This is a genomic window from Candidatus Peregrinibacteria bacterium (genome assembly GCA_016220175.1).
Taxonomy (GTDB): domain Bacteria; phylum Patescibacteriota; class Gracilibacteria; order CAIRYL01; family CAIRYL01; genus JACRHZ01.
This window is the reverse complement of record JACRHZ010000063.1, coordinates 1-24,019: the sequence shown is the minus strand read 5'-3', so window position 1 is coordinate 24,019 and position 24,019 is coordinate 1. Positions and strand designations below refer to the sequence as shown.

Here is a 24,019-nt window from a genome sequence, read left to right as displayed (position 1 = left end):
CTTTTTTTTTCGAGAGAAAAAGTATACGGTAAGAGTACCTATCAGCGATTTTTTGCGAAACGGTAATGAAATTTTTTGGGAAAAAGTTTTGGGGATTTTTTGGAGTTCTCCTTCTCCTTACCGGAGGAGGAGTCCTTTTGTGGAGCACTGCCGGCACTCCTCGTGTGCTTGGCGGAGAAGAAGAAACTCGCATCAAGGAAATCTCTTTTAATGCGCTTCTCCGCTTTGAATTCACAGAAAGGATGAATGCAAAAAGCGTAGAGAGTGCATTTTCTCTCGCTCCTGAAATGCAGGGGAGATTCTTTTGGGAGAACCAAAAAACTCTCTTTTTTGAACCATCTAAGCCATTTGAAATCGGGGAGCAAATTTCTGTAACCATTGATGGAAGCGCTGAAAGCTGGCTCGGGAAAGTAATGGGGAAATCATATTTCCAAACATTTCTCATTGTCGGACCGCCCCAAATTACTTTTATTTCGCCAATTTCTCCGTACGAATGGAATCAGATTAAGGAGACTCAGCGCGGAGATCGACTTTTTGAAGAGGTTTCTGAGGCTGAACAGAAAAAAGATGAAGAGCTTCCCAAAGAACTTCCTATCTTTCAAAAGGACCAACGTATTGTCCTCATGTTTGATCGCCCGATTCGTCCACTCGAAACTCCTGAAGAAAATCTGAGTGATTCCCTTTCTCGATTTTCTGACTATTTGACGTTTGAGCCAGAAATTCAGGGCAAGTTTCATTGGCTGGGAACTTCGGCAATAGAATTTATTCCGGATGAAAATACATTTCCCTTGGGGAATATTTTTCGCGCACATCTCAAAAAGGAAGCGCCAACTGCAGATGGAGGACGTCTGATTCATGAGGCAGAGTGGCATTTTGAAACGGAGGAGCCAAAAATAGTATCGATCACACCGAGTGATACGGCAACATTTATTTCACCGAAAACAAAAGTCCGTATTCTCTGGAATCAGTCAGTAAATGAAAATTCATTTTTCGATCATCTCACTATTTCTCCTGATCTTCCGAGTGGCGAGAAGCGAAAACTTAAAATTACATGGGATCACGAGCGCGATCCAAATGCCATGATGGTGAGTTTTGAACCAAATTTTGCAAAAAATGAAACTATTTCTCTTGTGGTGGATGTGGGAGTGAAAAGTCTTAATGGGACAAAAATGAGTACAGAAGCCACAAAGAGCACATTCCGTACTATGGAAGACCCCGGAGTCGTTACATATTCTCCACAAAATGGCGGAAGTATCGCTCCTCATGAAAGCCTTCGTATTCAACTGAGAACCCCAACAGATACGGATGAAATCCTTAAACACATCTCTTTCTCTCCAGAAATTGATCCAAAAAAATTATATGTATCCCAAGTATATGATTCTGTTCCACTGGTAGATGAGCAAAAGCCTGTATCTCCTCTTAAACAGAATATCCTTGAATACGAAATTTCTGGTCCATTTTTGGCAGAGACGGCGTACGCATGGACACTTAATGCTCAGCTAAAAGATGCAAGAATTGCTGCATATAAAGAGGATGTCAAAAGTGGGATTTTGGATGCCGTTTCTGATAAGGAATATCAAGAACTCGAGAAAGAATCTCTCCTGCCAACTGAGGTGACGGGAACATTTCGAACAACTGATTATAAATCACAGCTTTCGTATATGGCTCGCACTTCGGGTCCTTCTGTTTTTGAAAGAGATGACCCCGTTTCTCTTTTTGTGCAACACCGGAATATTTCCAAAATATTTGTTACGGTTTGTGAGATCCCGGAAAAAGAATTTCTCGATATGCAACTGAAGTTTTTGCCACTTGAAAATGGATTTTGCGATACCTATGGGAAAAATCCAAGGTCGTGGACAAAGGAAATTTCTGGAGAAAAAAATATCACTCGAGTCGATGAAATTTCAATTTCTGATGAGATCGAGTTTTCGGGCGGAATCTACGGATATGAATTCTTTTCCCCAGAGTTTCAGTACTCTTGGGAAAAGGCTCCTCACGTTTTCACCGGTACTGCTCTTCTCGTAAATTCTGGAATCACCGCAAAATGGACCGATGAAAAAATTCTCGTGTGGGCTACTGATTTTTTGGAAGGGAAACCTGTGGAGAATATGTCCATCGAAGTATTGAGCGGGAGCTACGACAATCCCGTTACGAGAATAAACACGGGATACACGAATGCTCAAGGAATTTGGGAAGGAAAACTCCCAGCCGATGATCTCTATCGCCAATATTTCATCATTGCACGAAAGGGAAAAGACTTCTTCTCTCTTGTTGGGAATAATTGGTCGGAAGGAATTTCACCGTGGGAGTTCGGTATTCCTGAGGATTGGCAAATTCATCCGTTTTTCAGAGGATATATGTATACTGATAGACCAATATATCGCCCGGGACAAACGGTGTATTATAAAGGAATTTTAAGATCCGATAATGATGCGAATCTCCAAATTCCCGCTCAAAATACGGTAGTACATCTTCAAGGAGAAGACCCTGAAGGAAAAGAAATTTTTTCTCAAGATGTGACGCTGAGTGACATGGGGACTTTTTCCGGAGAACTTCTCCTTGCAGATGGAGCTTCTCTTGGAACGTATGTCCTGAATGCTTCTCTAGGCGATAAGGGATGGTTTACACGAACATTTTCCGTAGAAGAGTATCGAAAGCCAGAGTATAAGGTGGAAGTGAAGACTTCTCTTGCCCATCCATTCCTCGGCACAGAACTTCCGATAACGATTTCGGCAGAATACTTTTTTGGCGGAAGTCTTCCAAACGCTGATGTTTCGTATTTGGTTGTACGAGAGCCATATTTTTATTACGGTCCAGAGGAAGGAGAATGGTATTCCTTTTCCACAGACGAATATGGCTGTTACTGGTCTTGTTCTCCGGAAGAAACAGTTGTTCTTGATGGAACAGGGAAGCTTGATGCTCACGGAAAATTTTCTTTTTCGATTCCAGATCATCTCAATGCGGAAAATGGGGATATTACCGACGCTCAGCTTGTTACTGTATACGCGACGCTGAGAGATGCTTCTGAAAGAAATGTTTCAAAGGCAGAAACTTTCATGCTCCTCGAAGCAGATGGTTTTGTCGGTATCCGTCCAGAGAATTCCTTCCTCAGCACTACGGATATGAATCTCTCTTTTGATCTTTTCACTCTTGATGTCGAGGGAAATCCGCGACCAAATGAAGAAGTTGATGTGAAAATCTATCAGAGCATCTGGAATTCTGTGCAGAAGGAGGGAATTGATGGAAATTTTTATTGGGATAGTACCGAAGAAAAAATACTTCTTCAGGAAAAAAATGCTGAAACTGGAAAAGATGGAAGAGGCGGCATTACGTTTGATATTCCTCAGGGAGATGATCGATATTCCGGAACCATAAAAGCTATCGCCACTTGGAAAGACTCGTCTCAGCGAGAAACAAGATCTGCTGCGACTCTCTTTCGGTCTTCAGATGATTACATTCCATGGCAAAGATCAAATAACGACCGAATTAAGCTTACTCTTGATAAAAAAAGCTATGAAGTAGGAGATACTGCAAAGCTCCTTGTAGAATCTCCTTTTGTAAAACCCGTAAAAGCACTTCTTACCGTTGAGAGGAAAAATATTCTTTCTGCAGAAGTTGTTGAGGTAAAGAGCGGAGAACTTCTCGAAATTCCTGTTACAGAAGAGATGCTTCCAAACGCATATATTGGCATCACTCTTGTGAAGGGAAAAGGATTTTTTGCCGTTTTTCAGAAACTTTTCTCTGAAATTTCGGAGAAAAAAATCTTACAAAAAGAATTGGAATTCCGCATTCCAGAACTCACTTCAAAAGTTCTAAAAAACACAGGGGAACTTGCAGCTCTCACGGAAGCCTCTTCTGATCTTGATGTCAGAAAAGCTGAAACGAGAAAGAAAATATCTCAGGAGAATTTGAAAAATACTGAGGAGAAGCTAAATATGACAAAAGACGAAGTGGAGGAAAGAGAAAAAGAAATTCAAAAGCTTCTTCCAAACCTTTCTGAGGAAGAACAAAAAGAAGCAGCTTCGGAAGAGCAAAAACTGGCGGACGATCTCAAAAATTTCACACCTCCTCAAAAAGATGATGAGGACATGACAGAACCTGAAGTACGACGAGGAGTTTACAATTTGAATACGCTTCCTCGTCCCGAAATGAAAATAGGTATGGTTCCCATTTCTGTAAATATCCAAGATAAGGAACTCAAAATATCCGTCCTAACAGAGAAAGAGTCGTATTTGCCCGGAGATACTGTGCGGCTTCTTATTGAGACTCGAAAGACAAATCGCGATGTAACGAGTGCTGATGTTTCTATTGCCGTCGTGGACAAATCTCTTCTCGCACTCAAATCGAGAAATCTCGAAGATATTCTTGATTTCTTTTGGGGAAATCGTCCTCTGGGAGTCAGAACAGCTCAAACACTTATTTATCTTATCGAACGTCTTGATATTAAGGCTCAAGGCGGAGCAAAAGGTGGTGGAGGAGGCGCCCTTGGAGAAGATCTGAGCAAAAGAAAACGCGGCGAATTCAGAGATACCGCTTTTTGGAAAGCCGATCTCCACACCGATGAAAATGGACTTTTAGAGGTAGAATTTCGTCTTCCAGACAACCTCACTACCTGGGAAGTTTTGGTCATAGCGCATACGAAGGACAATGCTTTTGGTATGGAAAAAAAGTCGTTTATTTCTCGAAAACAGCTGATGATCACTTCGGCATTGCCACGTTTCGGAATTCCAGGGGATACATTTACCGCAGCATTCTTGATTTATAACCAAAGTGATACTGATCAAAAAATAAATGTTTTTCTGGACACCGAAGGATTTTCTTTGAAGGGGGTAACAACATTTCCTCTCACGATAAAAAGGAACAGCACAGAACTCATCGAATTTCCAGGAACTATCATGGGTTCCAATGAAAAGCAGAATGCGACCTTTCCTCCCATGAAATTCACTCTCCTTGTACAAAATGAAGATAAATCTCTTCGTGATGAAGTCGAGACGTTTATTCCGGTGACGGCTCCTATTTTGGGAGAAAATTTGGCAACAAGTGGAATAGCTCTGGATCGCGCTACAGAATATCTTCGCATTCCACAAAAAGCGCTTCCAAATTTGGGAAAACTCACCGTAACACTCGCTTCAAGTCGCATCCAGATGTTTCTTCGCGGAGCAGAAAGTCTTCTTGCATATCCTTACGACTCAGCAGAACAAATTATGAGCAGAGTACTCGCTAGAGCGCTTCTTATTCGAGCAGAAAATATGATCGGAAAGAAATCTGCAGGCGCCTCTTCTGAAATCTCAGAAAATTTTACTAAAATATTAGGGCAAGAACTTCAAGAGACATACAAACTCCAGCGCTCCGATGGAGGATTCGGATATTTTGAGGGTTCTCTTCAAAGCTATCCTTACCTTTCGGCATATATCCTCTTTGGATTTGAACAACTCGGGAAAATAGATGTCCATGTTGATCCACAAAGTATGGAAAATTTGAAAAATTATTTGATGGGTTCTTTACTCTTCAGTAGTTTTAATGAGGAACAGCGTCAAGATATTTTTGAGATGGATTCCGAGACGAAAGCTTTTGTTCTCTATGTTCTTTCGGAAGCAGGAGAAAAGAATATTATTTCCACAAAGAATCTTCTGTATGAACAGAGGAGCATCCTTTCTCTTCCTGCAAAAATCCTTCTTTCTCTTGCCCTCCAAAATTTAGAAGAAACCGATGGAGAAAAAGCAGTTCTTCGGTTTGAGATCGAAGCAGCAGCAAGACATACGCCGCGAGGTGTTCAATTTGATGCTGGGGAGACTTCTCCGTGGAGCATGGATTCGACCATAAAAACCACCGCGCTCGCACTTATGACCTTCGCGAGGGAGGACACAAATAACGTGCTTATCCCGAAAATATTATCATTCCTCACAAAAGCGAGAGGAGGAAGTACGGGAAGTTGGGAGAGTACTCAAGATACAATATGGGCCGTCTTCAGCTATCTGGAATATCTCGAAAAAGCGAATGTGCTGCATCCAAATTTCGCAGCAAATGTGGAGATAAACGGGAGTTCTCTCCTCGAGAAGAGCTTTACTGAAGAAAATGTTTTCGACGAAAAAATACTCTCGGATATTGACTTCCCTTCTTTACTTCGTGATCCTCAACTGAATGAGCTCACTTTCTCAAAAAAGGGAATTGGAGAGCTTTTCTATGATATTCTGCTCCAGTATTATCTCCCGACAGAAGAAATACGTGAAAAAAATGAGGGAATTGGTCTCATGAGAAATTATTATAAATTAGATGATACAAAAATGGAACATCCTGTCTTTTCAGCAGAAAAAGGAGAGAGACTCAGAGGAAAACTTACTCTTCTTGTACCAGAGACAAGATATCTCGTCTCTGTTCGGGAAGCCCTCCCCGCAGGACTTGAAGCCGTGAATTTTAACCTCGAAACGGCCGACAAATCTCTGCTCTTAAATGATGAAAACACGCTCAAATCAGGAGATACGTGGTACTGGTGGAATAATCTTTCTTATTTCGAACATACAGAAATTCGAGATGACGCCGTTTTACTCTTCGCAGAAACTCTCCCTTCAGGAGTGTATGAATACAATTTTTACGTCGAGGCGGTAACAGAAGGAAGTTTTGAGCATCTTCCGGCAAAAGCTGAAGAAATGTATCATCCCGAGGTCTTTGGGCGAACGCAGGGAGAGGTATTTTCCGTCCTCCCTTCACATAAGTAACCTTTTTATTTTTTTTCTCCCTCTCCCATGCTCACTGCTACAGAAATTGGAGCTATCACCGCCGGTCTTACTGAAATCCTGAAAAGCTTTGGTGTTCCCCATAAATGGGCGCCCGTATTTGCTATTGCCATTGCGGTAGCTTTTTCTCTTTTTTCTGCATATCGTGGAGGGACAGATATGGTGGACGCTATATTGTCCGGTCTTATTATCGGACTCACCACAACCGGACTCTATAAGGCAGGAAAGGAGATAAGCAAAGCCCGAAGAGCCTAAATCCTTGAGAAATCTTCGAAAAGACTTTGACAAAAAGGGGCTGAATCCCTAGACTATCCCTTGCTTTTTATTTTCTCACCACTTCCCCACATGCCGATAATAGTATCTGCCATGAAAAGAGTAAGACAAGCAAAGAAGAAAACAGAGAGGAATCATCAGTTTCTTTCGCGAATGCGCTCGTTTATGAAAAACATTTTGAATTTGGCAAAAAGCGGAGAAACAAAAAAAGCATCTGCCCTTCTTCCTGAGACACTAAAAGCAATAGATATGGCGGAAAAAAAGAATCTTATTCACAAAAATAACGCTTCTCGAAAAAAATCTCTTGTGTCTCGAGCCGTTAATGAAAGTGGGGTGAAGAAAAAAGATGAAGAGGCTCTCAAAGCTTAGTTTCTTCTTCCCAATCGCATTTATTTTCCCCATACTGAGAACGCTTTCTTCTTTTTTATGTGCGGAATTTTTGGATATCTCGGCAAAGAAGTAGATGCAGCAAAAATTGTGCTCGAGGGACTCAAAAGGCTGGAATATCGCGGCTATGATTCTTGGGGAATAGCAACATTGAAGCGGTCAAAAAAAGGAAATGTTCTCGCTGTTCAGAAAAAAACGGGAAAAATTTCCGATGTTACGCATCTCAAGAATTTTGGGAAAAGTACGCTTGCAATCGGTCATTCGAGATGGGCAACTCACGGAGAGGTAACGAACTTGAACGCACACCCGCATTGGGACACTGCAAAAAAGATTGCATTAATTCACAATGGAATTCTTGAAAACTACACAGAAATTAAAAAAGAACTCATAAAAAAAGGGGTGCAATTTATTACAGAAACGGATACAGAGGTTGCAGTTCAGCTTATTGGAGAATATGTAAAATTAGGGATGGACCTCAAAAAAGCTGCTCAAAAAGCTGCTGCGCGATTTGAGGGGCGATTTGCATTTGTGCTCTTCGGGATTGATTCAGACCGCATTATCGCGGTGAGATCGGGGGCGCCGCTGATTATTGGAATTTCTCGAGATGCCACATTTATTGCATCGGATATTCCCGCATTTCTTCCATTTACCAATACCGTCAATTACCTTGATGATGGAGAAATGGTAGAAATAACTCAAAAGAAAGTGTCGTTTTTTTCAATCATAACCGGAAAAAGTATTAAAAAAAGGCTCATTACTATCGAATGGAAGATGGAAGATGCTGTAAAAGGAGATTTTGAGCATTATATGCTGAAAGAAATATTCGAGCAGAAGGAGACCATCCTCCGAGCAGTTCAGCAAGACCTTCCCGAGATTCAAGCTCTTTCGCAACTCATTCAAAAAGCAAAGGGTGTATTTTTTATCGGATGTGGAACTGCAGGAAAAATAGCACAAATTGGAACATATTTCTTCGCAAGTGTCGCAAAAAGGCATATTAATTTCACTCCTGCGAGCGAATTTCGATTATTTCATCATTTTCTGAAACCAGAGACCCTTATTATGGCAATCTCTCAAAGCGGAGAAACTGCTGATGTTATTGAAGCGCTTGATGTCGGCAGAAAATCAGGATCAACACTTTCCGCTCTCGTGAATGTCCAGGGATCTACGATTCATCGCATGTGTGATTCCTCACTCCTTATTCGTGCTGGGGTGGAGAAGGCAGTAGCCTCTACAAAGGCTGCAACAAGCCAAATGAGCCTTCTTCTCCTCCTCGCGTATGCTGCGGTCGGAAAAACAGAGGAGGGGCAAAAACTCTTGGGAGAAACCGCTTCAAAAATAAACGATCTTCTGAATCCACGGTATTTAAAACATATCGCCAAGACCGCCAAAAGATATAAAAATTCCCCTGATATTTTCATTATCGGGCGAGGGGCGAATTTCCCATTAGCGCTTGAAGCAGCTATTAAGATTCAAGAAGTGTCTTACATTCACGCTGAGGGATTCGCTGGCGGGGAATTAAAACATGGACCAATTGCACTTATTCAAAAAGGAACACCGTGTGTGGTACTTGTAGGAGATGATGAATCACGAAAAGAAATTCTCTCGAATGCTATGGAGCTTCGAGCACGAGGCGCAAAAATTATTGGGGTCAGCCCAAAAAACGAAGAGGTGTTTGATGAATGGTTCCGAGTTCCAGAAAGTGGTGTTGCTTCCCCAATTGTAAATCTTATTCCTATTCAGCTTTTTGCCTATTCTCTTGCAGTCGCGAAAGGACTTGATCCAGATATGCCGAGGAATTTGGCAAAAAGTGTCACTGTGAAGTGATACTTTTTGCCCTGAGCCCAGTCGAAGGGCAAAAAGCGTTACGGTGAAGTGACGGTGAAATAGGGGGCATTAGCTCAGTTGGCTAGAGCGCTTCCATGGCATGGAAGAGGTCAGGAGTTCAAGTCTCCTATGCTCCACCATTCGACTCGCTTCGCTCGCTCATGGTGTCGCACCATTTGGATCGCAGTTCAAGTCTCGTCAATGAAGCTCCACCAGAATTATCGGAGAAAATAGATTTAATGCTCTTGATTATTACATATTTTCCAACTATACTATAAATAGTTTTTAACTACACACTATGATTACTCAAATCTCTTTCACTGCCGATGAAGAACTCAAAAATAAAGCCATGGAAAAAGCGAAAAAAGAAGGTATTACGCTTAAAACACTTCTGGTGTATTCGATGAGGAGCTTTGTGGAGGGCGAAATCACACTTCACCTTATTTCGACAACAGAAGAACCAGAGGTTGAAGAAATTATTTTTGATGATATGCAGCTCAATGAAAAAGCAAAAAAATTAACAAAGCTTTTGTCATAAACAATGCTCATTCTCACAAAATACACTGCGAAGCATGAGCTCGAGCCGTTATTACGGCAGTTTACTCTTGATGATATTCTTGAAGGGGCAAGAAAAGTTCTCAAAAATTTGGCAACTCCAATAAGAAATCCTGTAAAATTAGAGGGCTACCGATTTTTTAAAGTACGGATTGGAAGAAAAGCAAAAGGTCGAATGATAGTCTTTCTCGTGACAGAAAATAAAAAAGTGGTCCCTGTTCTCATTCGACTCAAAAAAGATAAAATTTTTGGAATGAATATGTCGCTGAATAATCCTGAAGTCGTTCGCGAACTTCGGAAAAATATAGATTTTATCCTCAGGGATATAGAGAAGAAAGAATATCAAGAATTTTTAAGCTGAGCGAAGAATTTTTCTCAAAATCTCTTCTCTCTCTTCAGCCGAAGGTTCACGCTTTAGCGCCCAGTTCCAGAGTCCCCGTTTTTTTTCAGAGAAGAGATTTTTTATAATTTCTAGATTTTTTTGGACATACATTCCCCTCCCAAGTGTTTTCCCATCTTCATCTAAAAGGATTTTTCCGTCTTTTGTCGCCGCAATACGAAAAAGCTGATCTTTTGGAAGAATTTTCCTCGTGATAATGCACATTCGCTCAATGTTTCTCTTCTTACTCATGCTCTGAAAAATAATGCGGATTTTTGAGAACAGGCTGGATACTAACTATTCATCTTTTTTTGACGACGCTTTTTTCGAAGGCTTTTTTGGCTTTTCTTCAGAAGCTTTCTCTTTTTTGGGAGCCGCTTTTTTCTTTGTGACTTTTTTCTCCTTGCCTTCTTCTTTTTTTTCATCTCCAGACGCTTCTACTTTTGGAGTTTTTTCTTCCTCCTTTTGAACAGGTTCCTCGGCGGCTTTTCTCTTTCCTCCGCTTTCCACGCCTTTAAAGCTCAGTCTCAAAGAATGATCATCATTCAAAATTTCCAAAACTTTTACCGTCACTTCATTTCCTTCTTTGTACAGTTTTTCCGGATCGGCGTTTTCTTCCACAAATTCGGAAGTATGGACGAGTCCATTGACATCTTCTTCAAGCGTCACAAATACTCCGAAATTTGTCACCTTATTGATAACTCCATCATGAATGGACCCAACAGAGTAGGCCGTAATTTTCCCCACCCAAGGATCTGGCAAAAGTCGTTTAATGGAGAGCGATATTTTTTCGCCTTCTACTCCGATCACTTGTGCCTTCACTTGGTCGCCCATTCGAAAGAGCTCCGTAGGAGTTTTGACGTGGGCCCACGTGAGTTCTGAAATGTGCACGAGTCCTTCAAGGTTGCCAAAAGTGACGAAAATTCCGAATTTTACAAGACCATTGACCTCTCCAGTAATAACATCTCCTACCTTTAAATCGACAAGTTCTTTCTGGCGAATTTCAGATGAAGCAACCCTTTCGGAAACAACGAGTTTGCGAATTTCTGGATCGATCAAAATAATTTTTGTAGTGAATTTCTTCCCTACGAGCTTTTCAAGTTTCGTGAGGATTTCCTGTGCATTTGCTCCGTCAACACGTGGATAATTGTGTGGCGCGAGCTGGGAAACTGGGAGAAAAGCAGTCACTCCACTGACTTCCACCATAAGTCCTCCTTTATTCGCCTCTTTCGCAATCACCTCAACCACGCCTCCTTCGTCTTTAATCTTTTGGAAGTATTCCCACGCCTTCATTTGAGAAGCTTTCCTCAAGGACAAAACGACCATTCCATCCGGTCCTTCATCTTCAAGCACAAATACTGAAATTTCGTCGCCTACTTTTACCTTTTTCGCAGTGGAGAAAGTATCGGTAAGCTCTCTTCCTGAAACAATTCCCGTCACAACACCGCCGATATCCACAAGGATTCGACCGTGTTCTTTTCCAATTACTCGTCCAGAAATAACGCTTCCAGGGTCAACAGAAACAAATGAAGGAGAATTTTTGAGAAGTTCCTCCATGGAAAATGTAGTGTCATCAGACATAAAAATTGGGGTCGCTGCGGAAAAAAGAAGAAATACCTTTTTTGGATCCGCTCACCCTCGCAGCTAGATGAGTCCCAGAAAAGTGTGCAGATTCTACGGAATTACCGCGGGAAATGCAAGGAAAAAGGAGTTTAAAGCAACCCAAGGGTTTTTTCCCTAATCTATCACTTCCTCCAAAACCTTCTTCGATGCAAAGGGTTTGTCTGAAAAAGCTGAAATTTCGGAAAAAATGAGACGAAGGAGAGCCTTAGATTCTGTAAGCGATGGATGTAAAAGAGAAAAATTTCTCGGAATTGTATTTTGAAAAAAATACAAACTTTTAAGCTGCGCGAATGTCATCTTTTTTTGGAGAGAATTGTGCATTTCATGTGGATCATGGGGGCAACAGAAAATCCCCTCTTTGTTCACCCATACAATCTGTTTCTCTTCAGAGAATTTTTGGGAACACCGAGAACATTTTTGAAATTCAGGAAAAAACCCGAGCTTTGTAAAAAATTGAACGAGAAATCCGCAAATCTCTTCGCGCGGTTTTTGAAATTGAATCTCCAAAAGATCCCTCCATAACGAAAAAACTCCCGGAATTACGAGCCCATCAACCAGAAATCTTCCGCAAATTTCTCCGAGAAGCACGAGCTCTGTCAAAACAACCGGATCTGAATTTTTGAGTGAGAACTCCAATTCCGACCGAAGAAGAGTTGAAATTCCCTGATGTCCTTTTGGGGTGGTTCTCGTAAAACGAATACAACTAAAGAGCTGAATAGCGCCTTTCCTTGTGCTTTTTGCTCCGCGTAATCCCTTAGCAATAAGGCGTATTTTCCCCTCTTCTTCAGTAAGAATTGTGATGAGCGCATCCTTTTCTTTATACGGTTTTAGCGACCAAACAATTCCCCGATGAGAAATTTCTCGCATACAGAATGAGAGAAAGTAATACTCCTTCGTTTTCGAAAAAACACTTAACTCTGAGTATTATACCACGAAGCTTTGTGTCCACTGGGGCATAGTTTCGAAAACTTCGGAGTATTGAAAAGTGATATTCCTAAAGCGAAGTGGTATAAAAAAGAAAAGATGCACCTTTTTCTATATCAATCAGATGCGAGGAGATGCCTCTTACTGATGAATCTTTCTACCCTTATAAAAGCGATAATCCCAGAGGTGATAAAAAGCGAAAGTAGGGCGATGAAAAACATCCCATGAAAATAATCCTGTGTTTCGAAAATAAGTGTTCCCATGAAAATTTGGTCGGAAGAAGAAGGGAAGAAATGAATGGCAGTCGGAGCAACAAGATTTATGAAAACATCAAACATCACATAACTTATGAGGAACGCCAGAAGTGAGAGCGTAATGCCTTCTAAGATGAATGGGAGACGAATGAATGCGTGCGATGCACCAACAAGGCGCATAATAAAAATTTCTTTTTTCTTTTGACTTAAAATGGAGGTCACAAAATAAGCAATGAGAAAAATAAGAATGCCCGAAAACACAAAGACGAGGAAAACTCCTCCGCTTCGAGAGAAAGAAAGAAGATGAAGAATACGATTTACTTCTTCTTTTTTTTGCTGATAGGTATCGAAAAATTCATAGTCTACTACGGTTTTAAATCGATCGTCCTCCAAAAATGCAAAAATCTCATCTGATCCCATACTTCCGGGAACAATTTCAACAGAGTCCTGAAGCGGATTTTTAAATTTATACCGCTCAAGAAATCGTACTTTTTCCGGATATTTTTCTTTCATCTGTTCCAGCGCCCGTTCCTTGGAGAAAAACTCATATTTTTGTATTTTTCCATCTTCTTTCATTCGCTCAAGTTCTGTAAGAAATCCTTCAATTTGAAAAGAGGGAACATCCTGCTGGAAAAAAACTCCTATGTCTACTTTTTTCTCCACACGGTCAACAATCCGCTGAGAAGAATCGCCAAGCGAGAGCACCATCCACGTCAGAAAAAAGACCAACGCCATAGAAATAACAGTTCCCATGGTGATCCATCGATTTCTCCAAAGAGTTTTTGTAAATTCCAAAAGTGATCGTTTGAGAAGAAGGGAGTTCATAGAAAATTTTGAATTTTAAATTCTCTTCGAGAGTCTGAGGCTCCTCAGAGCCGAATGGCTGAATTTTGAATTCGATAAGGAGTTCTTTTTATTCATTATGAAATTAACTGCTTGGAAATATACTCCTGAATTTTGACGATTTAAATTGTTCTGGAAAATGGGGAGAAAGTCGAGTGATTTTTGCTGTAGGAAAATATTCTGCCAAAAGTTTCATGGGCGCATTTTGATCATATCCTAAGGCAATGATATCCGGAGAAATCATGAGCGGAAGTTTGAGATAATCGTCTTCAAAGCCGACAAAAACTCCATCGGCGATATGTAAACTCTGAACTTGCGCTCTTCGTTCTTCTTCCGAAAACGATGGTTTTTTTCCTTTATGTTTTTCGATCGTGACATCTTTTCCGACAATGATAAAAAGTTCATCTCCGAGTTTTTTTGCATTTTTCAAAAAATCAATATGCCCCGGATGAATAATATCGAAGGCTCCAAATGCGAGGACACGAATTTTTCCTGATTTTTTTGGAGGAATCTGTGGAATTTTTTCGGTCATGGGAAAATTACGATAATGTAGAGACGCGATTAATCGCGTCTCTACGAATTGATTCACCGTTTCAAAAGGGGCAATAATTCTTCAACCTTCATTTTTTCCTGTTTTTCCTCTCCATATTTTCGAACTGTCACCATTCCTTCTTCCTTTTCCTTATCTCCCAAAACGAGCGTAAACGGAATCTTTTGCGTCTGAGCCTCTCGAATACGTTTTCCGAGACTTTCACTGGATTCATAAATTTCAACTCTTCCGCCAAATTCACGAATTTTTTCATAAATTTCTTTCGCGTATTTTTCATGTGCTTCCGCAATTGGCAAAATCGCGCATTGCACAGGAGCAAGCCAGGCAGGAAAAGCCCCAGCATAATGTTCAATGAGAAATCCGATCATGCGTTCGTGAGTGCTGAGTGGTGCGCGATGGATGCAAATCGGAGTTTTTTCAGACCCATCTCGATCGATATACGTGAGATTGAATCTTTTTGGAACGGCGAAATCGAGCTGATTCGTGGCGAGGGTAAATTCTCGACCGATCACTGACCAAATCTGGACGTCAATTTTTGGACCGTAGAATGCTGCTTCATCCTCGGCTTCCACAAAAGGCACTTTTGCATTTGTCAGAGCTTTTCGAACGAGATCTTCTGTTTTTATCCAGAGTTCTGGCTCATCAACATATTTTTTTCCCAGTCCTTCTTTGGAATGTTTTGAAAGCTGCATTTCATATTTTTCAATTCCAAACAATTTGAAGTAATACAAATACATTTCAATAACTTTGGTGAATTCTTCTTCAAACTGTTCTTCGGTACAATAGAGATGGGCATCATTCATACAGAGCGAACGAACTCGCATGAGTCCAAAGAGCGCTCCGGAATCTTCGTAGCGATAGCAATGTCCATATTCCGCGAGTCTGAGCGGAAGATCTCGATAACTTTTTGATGTCGCCGCGTAAATTTTATGATGGTGCGGGCAATTCATCGCCTTGAGATAATATTTTTCTTCATCCATTTCCATCGGCGGGAACATGGATGCCGCGTAATACGGAAGATGTCCTGAGCGGAGATACAAAGCTTCTTTCGCGATATGCGGAGTTCGAACGCGTTTGTATCCATACTTTTCTTCCATTTCTTTCGCGAGAATTTCGAGTTCTTCCACAATGATCGCTCCATTCGGAAGCCAGAGCGGAAGGCCCGGACCAATTTCATCATCAAAAGCAAAAAGTTCGAGCTCTTTCCCGAGCTTTCGATGATCTCGTTTTTTCGCTTCTTCGATCATTTTTTCATATTTTTCTAACTCTTCTTTGGTCGCAAAGGCGATTCCATAAATTCTCGTGAGCATCGGTCTTTTTTCATCTCCTCGCCAGTACGAACCAGCAACACTCATGAGTTTAAATACTCCGAGTTCTCCCGTGGAATTCAAGTGCGGACCAGCACAAAAATCGATATAAAATGGTTTTTCCGCATTCGTTTCAAAATTATAAAAAGAATAGACAGTTTCGCCTTTTTCTTTGAGATCTTTCATGAGTTCTTGTTTATACGGGTCATCCTCAAAAATTTTCTGTGCAGTTTCAAAATCAGTTTCATGGCGAACAATCGGGAAATTTTTATTCACAATCCAGCGCATTTTTTTCTCAATTTCTTTAAAATCTGCTTCGGAAATTTTGACGTCTCCGAGATCAAAATCTTGATAAAATCCCTCATCGGTCCACGGTCCAACGCCAAGCTTTACGTTGGGATAGATCATTTTCACTGCCGCGGTCATAATGTGCGATGCGGAATGTTTTCGGCGAATTTCGAGATCGTTTGCGGACATGATTGGTGAATTAAATTCGGAAAGATTGTAGCGAGTTCAGAGGAAAATAGAAATTGGGATTTTGGGAATAAGGGCTGAAAATTTTCAGCCCTTATTTTTCAAGGCTTTAAGATTATTCTATAGCGAAATTGAAAGCTTCAAGCGCATGAAGATGAGTGATATCAAAACTAGGAATATTCACGTCAGCTGAGGATATAAGTAACGGGATCTCTGTACAGCCTAAAATAACTCCTTCAGCACCAACCGAGACTAAGGCATTAATTATCTTAAGATATTTTTCTCTTGATTCACTTTTTATCTCATTCTTGCAAAGTTCATTATAGATAACTTTATGAATTACATTTCTCTCAGATTCATCAGGAGTTATTACAGAAATTCCAAACTTGGAGAGACCATCTCGAAAAAAACTATGTCCCATTGTTGCTTTTGTTCCGAGTAAACCAACTGTTTTTAATCCCATTTTTTGAATAATTCTTGCGCATGGGGTGATAATGCTCAAAAGTGGAATAGAAATTTTTTCTTGAACCCGTTTTGAAGGTATATTTGTGGTGACTGAGCAAATTAATACACAATCTGCTCCCGCTTTTTCAAGACTTTGTGCCGCTTGTATTAATACTTGGGCACTTTCTTCCCATTTGCCTTGATATTGAAGACGCATTAATGGTTCAAAATTGAGACTGTAAATCAAAATTTCTGGAGAACAAAGATTCCCAAATTTTTTATTCGCCTCTTGATTAATTATTCGATAATAATCAATTGTGGAAGGCCATCCAACACCTCCAATTAATCCAATTTTTTTCATGGGATATGAGAAAAAGTTTCTTCATAAAAAGACCTGAGCATTTCTAGTCCTCTTATGAGATCTTGTCGTCCAGAAAGACACTTAGCGATATGAAGGAGATCACGAGCTCCAGGAATTTGGAAAAGATGCTTATTTTCCTTTGGAGATTTGAGAAGGGCAAAAACTCGATCACTTCCCTCCAAAAATTCAGACATAGATAGACCATTTGGTATCTCTAAATATGGAGGCGTTCTGCTAATAAGTCCTGGAGGAACGACAATCGCAACATTTGGATCTGCCCTCTGAAATTGAGGAAGAAAGCGTACTTCGTTAAACAGGGCTTCCCCTGGACCACCAACGGAAATAATATTTCTCCCATTAGACTCATCAGCAAATAAGCTGGGTTGAGGATGATACGCGGCATATGCCAAGGCATTTTTCTGCCCTACCTCATCACCATGATGGTTACCACATGATTCTAATTTTTTCAGGATTTCTCCAGAAACATCTTTCCGTATTGCATCAATGCGATCCTGAAGTGCTGATTTGGACAATAAAGGAACTCCTTGTTGAATATCAGAATAGTTAATATATGGAAAAAGCTCAGAATGAAAATGTTCAAGATACGCTCCAATCAAAGAATGCTGTGCACGTTGAATTCTCGCTACTTGTTCAGGATCAGCTCCATTTAAATGTGGTGAAAGTGAAGCCGTACTGAAAAATCTGAGATGTACGTCTTGCACAATAGCTTTCAACTCCTTCAATCTTTGTATGCCTAATTCTAAATATGCGGGAAGCATTGGAGAAATTTGACTTCCTGCGCTCATTCCCACATTCATGCAGATGCGCTCCGTGAGAGCATTTTTAAGCAATCCATGAATTGATCTGGCACCAAAGATGAGAGGCTGATTTTCTCCCTGAATCACAGGCTTTTCAACATCAGGTGCTAATATTGCTTTTAATATCGCCCCCGATCTTTTATCTCCCTGTTCGGTATCTTCAGTATTGCAATGCATCCATTCTTCCAAGGGAATATTTGTATTTCCAACACGCCCAATGTTTTTCGGAAGAGAAGAAAATAATTTTCGTAAATCCTTGCGTTCTCGAGCACTTTGAAGATTGTCTATAACCAAAGATGAATCTATTTTTAAATGCATATAAACACAAAAATATTAAGAACAAGAAATGCATTTCCACCTCTGTACCGTACTCGGACTCACTTTCACTTCTCTCGCAATTTCTCTCACACTTTTCCCAGATTCGAAAAGCATGAGAGCCAGATCAATTTTTTCTTTTGGACTTCGGAGACGAAAATAAATTTGATCTTTATGCGCGACCCAAGTTTTTTGACATTTCGAACATTGGAATCGGTGTTCTTTTTGAGAATGAATAACGACATTTCGATTCGATGAAATCTGATAAAATTTACATTTTTTATTCGGACAGAATTGGCCTCTGATGCTCATGTATTCATTCATTGTGAAAAAATTGAAACATATAAAAAAACTCCACCTTAAGATGAGTGTGGAGTTCGCTTGTTTTTAAAATTTACATACGCGCTACCTCCACACTTTTCGTGTTGTGGTCGTAGTTGTAGAAACTAAAGATATTGCCTTGAGAAATTTTTCGGAACTGAACATTATTTTTTTGCATTACGATATTGGCATCTTAGACGTTTCTTGACAAAAGTCAATAATGGTGTACTTATAAGGCGTGGAGAAATTTATCCATATATCTTTTGTCGATGGTCCACATCAACAATTTCGATTTGGACTTCTTTTTTCCGAATCACGTAGAGAATTCTGTACGGCCACAGGCGAAGGGAATACATTGCCGAAAGAGGTCCTTTGAGCTTCTTTCCAAGAAAAGGACTTTCAGAAAGTTCTTCTATGGCTTCGAGAATTCTCTCTCGCCAGTTTTTTGGAATTTTTTTCAAGCTTCGTACTGCTTTTGCAGAATAGAGAATTGAATATTTCATGCCTCTTATAAAAACATATTTTTCACTTCTTCATGAGTGTATGTCTTTTTTGCTTGCAAATCTCTGAGTCCTTCTTCAATACCTTTCATGAGTTTTTTATCCGCGAGTATTTCGAGAGTTTCCTTCCATCCCTCAAATTCTTCGGCAGAAATCATTACTACCTTCGGCTCTCCATCAACGGTGATGGTCACCGGTGAACCAAGTTTAGAACTTTTTTTGATAATTTGAAAAAATATTTTTCGAGCATCTGTTGCGGGAATAGTGGTATGCATATATAAAGAAAGATTATATATGTACATTTTAGCGTACATATTATATATATTCAAGAAGAATTTTTATGGGTGCAAAATTCCTATACTTTATTTATAATCGAAATTGATCGACATTAATGCTGTTTTCATGAAAACTTACTACCTTGTTCTCCTCCGCCACGGTCAAAGTGAATGGAATAAAGAAAACCGGTTTACAGGATGGACTGACATCGGTCTCAGCGAACAAGGAAAAAAGGAAGCAGAAAAAGCTGGTGAATTCCTGAAAAAACACAGATATGAATTCGATCTCGGCTATACTTCAGTTTTGAAACGGGCAAACGATACGCTTGAAATCATTCTCAACAAGATGAAGATTTCACTTCCAATCGAAAAACACTGGAGACTCAATGAAAGACACTATGGAGCTCTGCAGGGGATCAATAAAGATGAAATGCGAAAAAAATATGGAGAAGAACAAGTGCAAATTTGGCGCAGAAGTTATGATATACGACCTCCAGCACTTGATGAAAATGATCCTCGCCATCCAAAATTTGATCCAAAATACAAGGACCTTTCGCCGAAGGATCTCCCTGCGACAGAGAGCCTCAAAGACACGGTTTTGCGCATGATGCCATTTATTGAAGATGTTCTCATTCCCAGCATTACCGGTGGAAAAAAGATTATTGTCGCAGCGCATGGCAACAGTTTGAGAGCACTCGTGAAATATCTTGAACATATTTCCGATGAAGAAATTCCAAAAGTAGAAATTCCCACCGGTGTTCCTTTGATTTATAAACTTGATGAAAATCTGAAGGTTCTCGAAAAATTTTATATTGAATCGTAGTAGAGACGTAGCATGCTACGTCTCTACGTACCTTCACGTAAACATATTTCTGTTTTTGCATCACAAAAAAGAGCCGACACATTGTGCGACCCTTTTTTGTGAGTGACGAACTATGATCCAGCATTTATTTTCGGCAGCAGCTTCCGCCCTCTTCTCCTTCTTTTCCATCTTGGCAACATTTGCTGCACGGACAGAAAAAATAGGTAATAACTTTCATGATTGCAGCAACTCCAACAACTGCATAGACTATATTTTCAACGAGCGGTGAGTTTGCAAAAACAAGATTTACAATATTTGCGTTCGTTCCCAGGAAATATCCAAGCGCTACCAGCCCCCAATTGAGACCACCAATAATAACGATAGTCGCTAATGTACAACACAATGGACATTTTTTGCATTTCATAGAAAAAAGAGAAAGATAGAAAGTGAAGACAGTGTAGCATTCACCAAAAAAAAATCCACCCTTTTTCGCGAAAATGAGCGCTAATATTACATTTCCCTGAGATATCCCCATGCGTGAAGCCTATCAGAATCCTCATACCATCTGTCACCGATATCTTTTCGATAATACATGTGCGGAATACTGATACTTTTTATTCGAGAATATGCTTGTTCTTGGGCCTGTTTCATGGTTTGTCCCGTGCCGCAAACGATGAGCACAACTCCTGAAGAACCAGTCACTACCCATTCCCCATTCACGAGTTTTACATCCTCAATATGAATCCCATCGGTCACTGTTGGTTTTTTAAAATACACAATCGAATCTTTTGACATCACTTGAAAAGTTTGTTCGGCACGAAATGGAAAAGGAGGGACAACAATGCGTACACCAATTTGAAATCCGATTTTTGTTTTTAAAACTGGTTCTTTCCCAGAAGCAAGTTCGAATAAGAACTGCCCAATTGGTGTTATCATTCCTTCCTGCTGAATACTAATCGTGGGATACCCAAAACGCGATGTCCACTCAAGCGGATAAATTCCCTGTCCATTCACCATACAGTTTATATCGATATATCCAACATACCCTACTTCCGCAAGTTTTCCTTCGATTTTTTTGAGAGTGAGATTAAAAATTTTGTTGGGACCAGACCAAAACATAGTAGTTCCCATTTCACCAGTAGAAGGACCGAGATTTCCCGGAAAAAGTTTTTTATGCTCAAAATTTACATTAATCGGATAGATAAATTCTTTTCCGTTAAAAAACGCACCAATGGCAATTTCAACGCCATTTATTCTTTTTTGAAGCTGAAATCTGGGACCTTTTTTTCCCCATGCATTTTTATAGTCGTTTAAAACTTGAAGCACATCACGCCCATCTTCTTCTTCTCCAACAAAAAGAAAGCCTTTTGCGACTTCTCCACTTGGTTTAATAACATATTTTGCGGGATGTTTTCTCACAAATAGAATCGCATCATCAAACGAGGAGAAATCCTGATACGGAATAATAGGAATCCCATATTTTTTTAGTTCTTCCTGTCCAAATGTTCTGTTATCCTCAAGTTCATCAGTATATTGAGTCCCACCAACAACATATTTTCCCTGTTTCCTCAATTTGTCGGCTACTTTTCCAAGTCCCAAAACATCATCAAAAATAATAACATCCGCCCAAGGAATTTCCGAACGCCACTCTGATACTTTTGGAACAAAACCGTTCGCAACTTCCCTTTCTTCTTTATCTCGTATGTACGATTTCACGTTATGACCTTCTTTGATAATCTGCCACGCCAAATCTCCTGCAAGCCCTCCATAAGAAATAAATAAAAAATTCTTGGGAGAGATGGCACCGGGAGGCATTTTTTTGGGGGAAAAAATATACGTCCAATTTATATTCCAAATAGAAAAAAAGTAAATAGATTCTTTTGGCAACCTTTATGACGTGCTTCTTTTGACTTTCCCGTTTAAATTCGGTATAAACTGTCAGCTTACTTTGAGGACAAAAATGGATATTCGAAATATCGCTATCATCGCGCACGTAGATCATGGAAAAACCACGCTTGTGGATGCGCTCCTCAAAGCTGGCGGAGCATTCGCTGCCTATGAACATGTAGAAAAATGTGTTATGGACAGTAACGAACTCGAAAAAGAAAGAGGTATTACGATTTATTCGAAAAATGCTGCTATTACATATAAAGATACAAAAATAAATATTGTTGATACGCCTGGACATGCTGATTTTGGAAGTGAGGTGGAACGTATTCTGAGTACTGTAGATGCCACTATTCTCGTGGTTGACGCTTTTGAGGGACCCATGCCTCAGACAAAGTTTGTATTGCAAAAATCCCTTGCACTCAAAAAAAAGGTTTTGGTAGTGGTGAATAAAATCGATAAATCAAGCGCGAGGCCAAATTGGGTGATTGATCAGGTATTTGATCTCTTTGTGAAACTTGGCGCAAGCCCAGAGCAACTTGATTTTCCCTACATGTATGCAATTGCGCGAGAAGGAATTGCCATTCTGGATCTTCTTGATGAAAGGAAAGATATTACGCCACTTCTCGAATTCATTCTCGAACATGTTCCTGCTGCTCCGCAAAACATAAATGCGGTTTTTCGCATGCAACCAGCAACACTTGCGTATGATAATTTTTTGGGACGACTTGCTATCGGACGTGTCCACGAAGGAATGCTCTCTACAAACCAAGCCGTAGTAGTGCTTTCCCCTGACGGGAAAAAACGAAATGGACGTGCAACAAAGATATTTACATTCCAGGGGCTTAAAAGAATTGAAGTATCTGAAGTTTCAGCAGGAGATGTTGTGGCGATTGCCGGAATTGCTGATATTTATGTGGGAGAAACTATTGCTGGAAACGATACCATAAAACCGCTTCCTGCTATTCGTGTTGATCCGCCTTCACTCGCGATGTATTTCATGGTGAACGATTCGCCGTTTGCCGGCACTGAGGGAAAGTTTGTGACCAGCCGCCAAATTCGTGCCCGACTTGAAAAAGAATTGGAAACGAATGTGGGACTCAAAATTGAATTTTCTGAAAATGCCGATCACGTAAAAGTTCTCGGGAGAGGCGAAATGCATCTTTCTGTCCTTATTGAGTGCATGCGACGAGAAGGCTTTGAATTACAAGTGTCTCAGCCGGAAGTGGTATTTCAGGAAAAAAATGGTCAAATACTCGAACCTATGGAAAACGTTGTTATTAACGTTCCTGAAGAAATTGGAGGAAAAATAATTGAACTCATGTCCCAACGAAAGGGCGAAATGGTCAACCTTCAGACAGAGAATGGGCTCACCACTCTTGAATTTTTAATTCCTGCACGTGGAATACTCGGTATTCGTTCAAATTTCATTATTCTCACCAGGGGAGAGGGAACTCTTTACAGTTCATTTTCACATTTTGCTCCACATGTTGGCCCAATTCAAAAACGCCAAGTGGGATCTCTTATTTCGGCAGAAACTGGCAATGCCACAGCGTATGCTCTCTGGAATTTACAGGAACGAGGCGCAATTTTTATTCATCCAACAACAAAAATATATGAAGGAATGATTCTTGGTGAACATAACCAGGGAAATGATCTCACCGTGAATGCGATTAAGGGGAAAAAATTGACGAACGTTCGAGCTTCTGGTACAGACGAAGCCATTGTGTTAACACCACCAATAGAAATGACATTAGAAAAAGCTATGGAATATATCAAAGAAGATGAATACGTGGAGGTGACGCCAAAAAATATCCGACTTCGAAAAAAATGGCTTACAGAAATAGAACGGAAAAGGAATAGGGAGAAATAATGGTGCCCCCGACAGGAATTGAACCTGTATCAAGACGTTAGGAGTGTCTTATTCTATCCGTTGAACTACGGGAGCAGAGTCAATCACGAATTACGAATGTTATTTCTCATACAAGAGTATATGAATTGAATTAATCGTATAATTCGTAATTGGATTAGGCTTTGTTGCACAAATAAATTGTACGGGAATAGGAGTATGTCTAAGATGAGGAGGAACAATAACCTCTTTCAAAATGAAAAAGAAATCCTCACTTAGACAGAGATATCGTATCGCAAATTGGAAAGAGTACAATAGGG

21 protein-coding genes and 2 tRNA genes are annotated in these 24,019 nt (G+C 40.2%); 9 read left to right on the top strand and 14 right to left on the bottom strand.

Annotation, left to right across the window (positions count from 1 at the left end; genetic code table 11):
* The first annotated feature begins 65 nt into the window (after positions 1-65).
* The 7 genes from HZA38_05300 (at position 66) to HZA38_05270 (ending at position 10,134) form a co-directional block, all read left to right on the top strand.
* On the top strand, positions 66-6,716 hold the full coding sequence (locus HZA38_05300) for an Ig-like domain-containing protein (protein MBI5414898.1): 6,651 nt from the start codon (positions 66-68) through the stop codon (positions 6,714-6,716).
* Between the two features lie 27 nt (positions 6,717-6,743).
* Positions 6,744-6,989 carry a hypothetical protein gene (locus tag HZA38_05295; GenBank protein ID MBI5414897.1) on the top strand — a complete coding sequence of 82 codons (246 nt, stop codon included), beginning with the start codon at positions 6,744-6,746 and terminating at the stop codon, positions 6,987-6,989.
* 90 nt (positions 6,990-7,079) lie between these two features.
* Positions 7,080-7,376, top strand: a complete 297-nt coding sequence (gene rpsT / locus HZA38_05290; protein MBI5414896.1) for a 30S ribosomal protein S20 — start codon at positions 7,080-7,082, stop codon at positions 7,374-7,376.
* Between the two features lie 57 nt (positions 7,377-7,433).
* Positions 7,434-9,218, top strand: coding sequence for a glutamine--fructose-6-phosphate transaminase (isomerizing) (gene glmS, locus HZA38_05285; protein MBI5414895.1), 1,785 nt, complete (start codon positions 7,434-7,436; stop codon positions 9,216-9,218).
* 63 nt (positions 9,219-9,281) lie between these two features.
* Positions 9,282-9,358: transfer RNA gene (locus HZA38_05280), tRNA-Ala, on the top strand.
* 158 nt (positions 9,359-9,516) lie between these two features.
* Entirely contained in the window at positions 9,517-9,756 is a 240-nt protein-coding gene (locus HZA38_05275) for a hypothetical protein (GenBank protein ID MBI5414894.1), read from the top strand.
* A 3-nt stretch (positions 9,757-9,759) separates the two neighbouring features.
* The gene (locus HZA38_05270) at positions 9,760-10,134 is read left to right on the top strand and encodes a hypothetical protein (protein ID MBI5414893.1); all 375 of its coding nucleotides are present in this window, start codon (positions 9,760-9,762) and stop codon (positions 10,132-10,134) included.
* On the opposite strand, the gene HZA38_05265 is transcribed toward HZA38_05270, so the two are convergent.
* The 11 genes from HZA38_05265 to HZA38_05215 form a co-directional block, all read right to left on the bottom strand.
* Positions 10,126-10,404, bottom strand: coding sequence for a YlxR family protein (locus tag HZA38_05265; GenBank protein ID MBI5414892.1), 279 nt, complete (start codon positions 10,402-10,404; stop codon positions 10,126-10,128). The two genes, HZA38_05270 and HZA38_05265, sit on opposite strands and share 9 nt — an antisense overlap.
* A 45-nt stretch (positions 10,405-10,449) precedes the next feature.
* A complete protein-coding gene (locus HZA38_05260) occupies positions 10,450-11,733 on the bottom strand; it encodes a S1 RNA-binding domain-containing protein (GenBank protein ID MBI5414891.1) in 1,284 nt (427 codons plus the stop codon).
* Between the two features lie 156 nt (positions 11,734-11,889).
* The gene (recO, locus tag HZA38_05255) at positions 11,890-12,642 is read right to left on the bottom strand and encodes a DNA repair protein RecO (protein ID MBI5414890.1); all 753 of its coding nucleotides are present in this window, start codon (positions 12,640-12,642) and stop codon (positions 11,890-11,892) included.
* Between the two features lie 173 nt (positions 12,643-12,815).
* Positions 12,816-13,778 (bottom strand): FtsX-like permease family protein, encoded by a 963-nt coding sequence (locus HZA38_05250; GenBank protein MBI5414889.1) that lies wholly within the window; start codon positions 13,776-13,778, stop codon positions 12,816-12,818.
* Between the two features lie 103 nt (positions 13,779-13,881).
* Positions 13,882-14,328: an adenylyltransferase/cytidyltransferase family protein gene (locus HZA38_05245; GenBank protein ID MBI5414888.1), complete on the bottom strand. Its 447-nt coding sequence runs from the start codon at positions 14,326-14,328 to the stop codon at positions 13,882-13,884.
* A gap of 53 nt (positions 14,329-14,381) precedes the next feature.
* A complete protein-coding gene (locus HZA38_05240) occupies positions 14,382-16,130 on the bottom strand; it encodes a threonine--tRNA ligase (protein ID MBI5414887.1) in 1,749 nt (582 codons plus the stop codon).
* Positions 16,131-16,242: 112 nt separating this feature from the next.
* Positions 16,243-16,932 (bottom strand): aspartate/glutamate racemase family protein, encoded by a 690-nt coding sequence (locus HZA38_05235; GenBank protein ID MBI5414886.1) that lies wholly within the window; start codon positions 16,930-16,932, stop codon positions 16,243-16,245.
* Positions 16,929-18,068, bottom strand: coding sequence for a hypothetical protein (locus HZA38_05230; GenBank protein ID MBI5414885.1), 1,140 nt, complete (start codon positions 18,066-18,068; stop codon positions 16,929-16,931). The genes HZA38_05235 and HZA38_05230 overlap by 4 nt, the downstream gene beginning before the upstream one ends.
* A gap of 15 nt (positions 18,069-18,083) precedes the next feature.
* Complete coding sequence (locus HZA38_05225; protein MBI5414884.1) at positions 18,084-18,389, bottom strand: helix-turn-helix domain-containing protein; 306 nt, start codon at positions 18,387-18,389, stop codon at positions 18,084-18,086.
* 245 nt (positions 18,390-18,634) lie between these two features.
* On the bottom strand, positions 18,635-18,889 hold the full coding sequence (locus tag HZA38_05220; GenBank protein MBI5414883.1) for a type II toxin-antitoxin system RelE/ParE family toxin: 255 nt from the start codon (positions 18,887-18,889) through the stop codon (positions 18,635-18,637).
* A 5-nt stretch (positions 18,890-18,894) separates the two neighbouring features.
* On the bottom strand, positions 18,895-19,161 hold the full coding sequence (locus HZA38_05215) for a type II toxin-antitoxin system Phd/YefM family antitoxin (protein MBI5414882.1): 267 nt from the start codon (positions 19,159-19,161) through the stop codon (positions 18,895-18,897).
* A gap of 127 nt (positions 19,162-19,288) precedes the next feature.
* Here HZA38_05215 and gpmA point away from each other — a divergent pair, with 127 nt between their 5' ends.
* The gene (gpmA, locus tag HZA38_05210) at positions 19,289-19,984 is read left to right on the top strand and encodes a 2,3-diphosphoglycerate-dependent phosphoglycerate mutase (protein ID MBI5414881.1); all 696 of its coding nucleotides are present in this window, start codon (positions 19,289-19,291) and stop codon (positions 19,982-19,984) included.
* 124 nt (positions 19,985-20,108) lie between these two features.
* Here gpmA and HZA38_05205 read toward each other — a convergent pair whose 3' ends face one another.
* Both HZA38_05205 and HZA38_05200 read right to left on the bottom strand, forming a co-directional pair.
* A complete protein-coding gene (locus HZA38_05205; protein ID MBI5414880.1) occupies positions 20,109-20,387 on the bottom strand; it encodes a DUF378 domain-containing protein in 279 nt (92 codons plus the stop codon).
* A gap of 86 nt (positions 20,388-20,473) precedes the next feature.
* The gene (locus HZA38_05200; protein ID MBI5414879.1) at positions 20,474-21,778 is read right to left on the bottom strand and encodes a phosphoribosylamine--glycine ligase; all 1,305 of its coding nucleotides are present in this window, start codon (positions 21,776-21,778) and stop codon (positions 20,474-20,476) included.
* A gap of 145 nt (positions 21,779-21,923) precedes the next feature.
* On the opposite strand from HZA38_05200, the gene typA reads away from it, so the two are divergent.
* A complete protein-coding gene (gene typA / locus HZA38_05195; GenBank protein ID MBI5414878.1) occupies positions 21,924-23,723 on the top strand; it encodes a translational GTPase TypA in 1,800 nt (599 codons plus the stop codon).
* Here typA and HZA38_05190 read toward each other — a convergent pair.
* Positions 23,724-23,798: transfer RNA gene (locus HZA38_05190), tRNA-Arg, on the bottom strand.
* Positions 23,799-24,019: the final 221 nt, after the last annotated feature.